The following is a 3,098-nucleotide window of genomic DNA, read 5'->3' as shown; positions in this document are numbered from 1 at the left end:
GGACCGTTTGAAAGCAGACAAACCGGAGCATGAAGCAAGGCAGATGATCCCTCCTGTGCCGGAAAGGGAACGCTGATGGCCGGGGTAAGATTTGAGGATGTAGATCTTTTGGGTGCTCTTTCCCGTATCGTAGATCTTCATACCCAACATTATAAAGAGGACTTTGACCTGGATAAGGGACTGATTTCAAAACTGGCTGTGTCAGACCGTTCAGAGGATAAACAGCTTCTTTGGATGTCACGCCCTTGCGGAACCTATACCCTGCGCGAACGGGAAGTTTATCTGGATGGAAGCCATGAAAATAAAGTGTGGCGGTTTTACCAGGAACAGACAAATGATCCCGTTTTGGCTTATGCCATCTCTTTGAAAGAAGTCAGGGACGGAAAAATATTTGGCAATCTCTATCCGCTAAATTATAGAGAACATGTGGAACGGATGAAAAAGCTGACCTGTCCAATCGGAAATGTAGCCGTTGCATTTGCGGATGGAAATGTTATCACGATTCCCTATCAGGAACGGAGACAGCTTATGAACCGGTTTATGCCAGAGCATGGAGCCCCTAAAACAATGACTTATCTGCCGGAAAATGAGCCGGAGCTGATGATGATTCTAAAACGGGAACGCTTCAAACGCAGCTATCATGCGACAGCCGGAAATCTGGAGGAATATCTTGATAAGCTGGAAAAGACCACCCTGCGGGAAAAACTCAAAAGAGCAAAGACGGTGGTTTCAACACAGGAGGTCTCATCTCATAAAAGAGGGTTGGAACGATGAAGGGCGGGCATAACAAAAAATCCGTCCGCGTCGAATTTGTCATGTCCGAACCGGAGGCCGAACTGGTAAAAGAACGCATGGCGGAACTTGGCATTACCAACCTGTCGGCATATCTGCGAAAGATGGCCGTAGACGGTTACATCATTCACCTTGATATGGGAGATATTCAGGAAATGATCCGGCTTCTCCGCATTTGTTCCAATAACTTAAACCAATATACCAGACGAGCCAATGAGACCGGCAATATTTATGCCGCAGATATAGATGACATCCGCACCCGTCTGGACAGCCTTTGGGATGGCATGGACAAACTGATCCGGGGATTTGCAAACATTTCATAAACAGCCGGAAAGCCGTTGCTTTCTTTTTGCCGTCACGGTAAAATTTTTATAAGGGCAGATGCCCTTCTGAAAGGAGGCAAAGCGTATGCGTTTGATAGGTAAATTACTGGCACTTCCCTTTATGCTGGTTACGGGGATTCTTTATCTGGTATGTAAATTTTTAGTGGTTCTTTCCGGTGCGGTACTTGGGATTCTTTCTGGGATCATCTTTCTGGCGGCATTGGTGCTGTTCTTTGTCGCAGGATTTTTGCCGGGTCTTGCATGGCTTATGATCGCCTTTCTTATCAGTCCATACGGTCTGCCTCTGGCGGCTGCATGGCTGGTAGGGATCATTGGCGGGGCAAACAGTGCCTTAAAGGATTTTATATTTGGTTAAGCAGATTTGGCGGGGCGCATAGGCAGCCCCGCTCTTTTTCTGCAATTATAACTTCTCTGATTGGAATTAAGTTAAGGAGGTGACGAAAATAGCGACCACAAGACTGATGCCTCTGCATGTAGGAAAAGGTCGGAATATCTCTACTGCGATCTCAGATATTATTGATTATGTAGAAAATCCGCAGAAAACCGATTTTGGAAAATTCATTTATGGCTATGAGTGTGATACCCGGCTTGCTGATGCAGAGTTTCTTCTGTCCAAACGACAGTATGCAAATCTGACCGGCAGAAATCAGGGTGCAGATGATGTGATCGCCTACCATCTCCGTCAGGCATTTAAGCCCGGCGAAGTTACGCCAGAAGAAGCTAATCAGATCGGCAGGGAGCTGGCACTGAAGCTCACAAAAGGAAACCATGCCTTTGTTGTCTGCACCCATGTGGATAAGCACCATGTCCATAATCACATCATTATCAACTCTACTACACTGGACTGTCAGAAAAAATTTCGCAACTTCTGGGGTTCTACCTGGGCAATCCGGCGAATGAATGACAAGCTGTGTTTGGAGCATGGACTTTCGATTGTAGAAAATCCGAAACCCAGCCGGGAGCATTATGGCACATGGCTGGGAAATAAAAAGCAGCTTTCCTTTCAGGAGCAGATACGCATTGCTATTGATGCTGCATTAGAGGAAAAGCCAAAAGATTTTGAGGAACTTCTACAGAAGCTGGAAACTGCTGGGCTGGAAGTCAACCGTGAAAGAAAACATCTTCGGTTCCGAGTTCCGGGACAAGAAAATTATACCCGATGCGATACGCTCAAAGGCGATTATACAGAACAGGCCATCAAAGAACGGATTGCCGGTACACGGACAGTAAAACCCCGCCATGCCTTTTCTAAAAAAACGGTTTCCAAAGTTGGATTGCTGGTTGATATTGAAGCTGCAATCCGTTCCGGCAAGGGCCCTGGTTATGAGCGCTGGGCAAAAGTGTTCAACCTAAAGCAGCTTTCTCAGGCAGTGCTCTACTTAAAAGAACATGGCGATATGGGTTATGAGGATCTTCTGGAAAAAGCCAACGCCACTACCACTAATTTCAATACCTTATCCGTTCAGATCAAAGATCTGGAGTCAAAAATGAACGCCAATGCCGAGCTGCAAAAACAGATCGTAAACTATGCGAAAACGCGGGCTGTCTATGTAGAATATCGCAAAGCCGGGTACAGCAAAAAATTCCGAACAGCACATGAGGCTGAAATTTTGTTGCACCAGGCGGCAAAGAATCATTTTGACGAGTTGGGAATCAAAAAGCTCCCCTCTGTCAAATCTCTCCGGGAGGAATATACCGATCTTCTGGAACAAAAACGGAAAGCCTATTCTGCCTATAAGCAGGCCAGAAATGATATGAAAGAACTTCACAATGTTCGGGCCAATGTGGAATATCTATTAGAGATTTCTTCCCCGCCACAACCGCAGCGCAGCACAGAAAAATCTCGTCAATAAGGTTGTCTGCTTTTCGTTTTCAGCGTTCCAACGGAACGCGCAGCCATTGCCACCGGCAATGATCTCAGGGGTTTGGGGATATGTCACCAACAAGCATTTAGCAGGAATT

Annotated in this window: 4 protein-coding genes; all 4 read left to right on the top strand. The window is 46.2% G+C overall.

Going from position 1 to position 3,098, the window contains the following annotated elements:
• Window positions 1–75: 75 nt before the first annotated feature.
• The 4 genes from ACZMB2_RS13835 to ACZMB2_RS13820 all read left to right on the top strand — a co-directional run bounded on the left by ACZMB2_RS13835 (window position 76) and on the right by ACZMB2_RS13820 (window position 2,989).
• Complete coding sequence (locus tag ACZMB2_RS13835; RefSeq protein WP_064785835.1) at window positions 76–774, top strand: hypothetical protein; 699 nt, start codon at window positions 76–78, stop codon at window positions 772–774.
• Complete coding sequence (locus ACZMB2_RS13830; RefSeq protein ID WP_005361131.1) at window positions 771–1,115, top strand: plasmid mobilization protein; 345 nt, start codon at window positions 771–773, stop codon at window positions 1,113–1,115. The genes ACZMB2_RS13835 and ACZMB2_RS13830 overlap by 4 nt, the downstream gene beginning before the upstream one ends.
• 85 nt (window positions 1,116–1,200) lie before the next feature.
• A complete protein-coding gene (locus tag ACZMB2_RS13825; RefSeq protein ID WP_005361132.1) occupies window positions 1,201–1,491 on the top strand; it encodes a CD1845 family protein in 291 nt (96 codons plus the stop codon).
• 88 nt (window positions 1,492–1,579) lie between these two features.
• Window positions 1,580–2,989, top strand: a complete 1,410-nt coding sequence (locus tag ACZMB2_RS13820) for a relaxase/mobilization nuclease domain-containing protein (protein ID WP_487597155.1) — start codon at window positions 1,580–1,582, stop codon at window positions 2,987–2,989.
• Window positions 2,990–3,098 lie beyond the last annotated feature (109 nt).

Source organism: Hominiventricola sp. (genome assembly GCF_057604405.1).
Note: the sequence above shows the minus strand (reverse complement) of the source record. Positions and strands in the feature narration are given on the sequence as shown.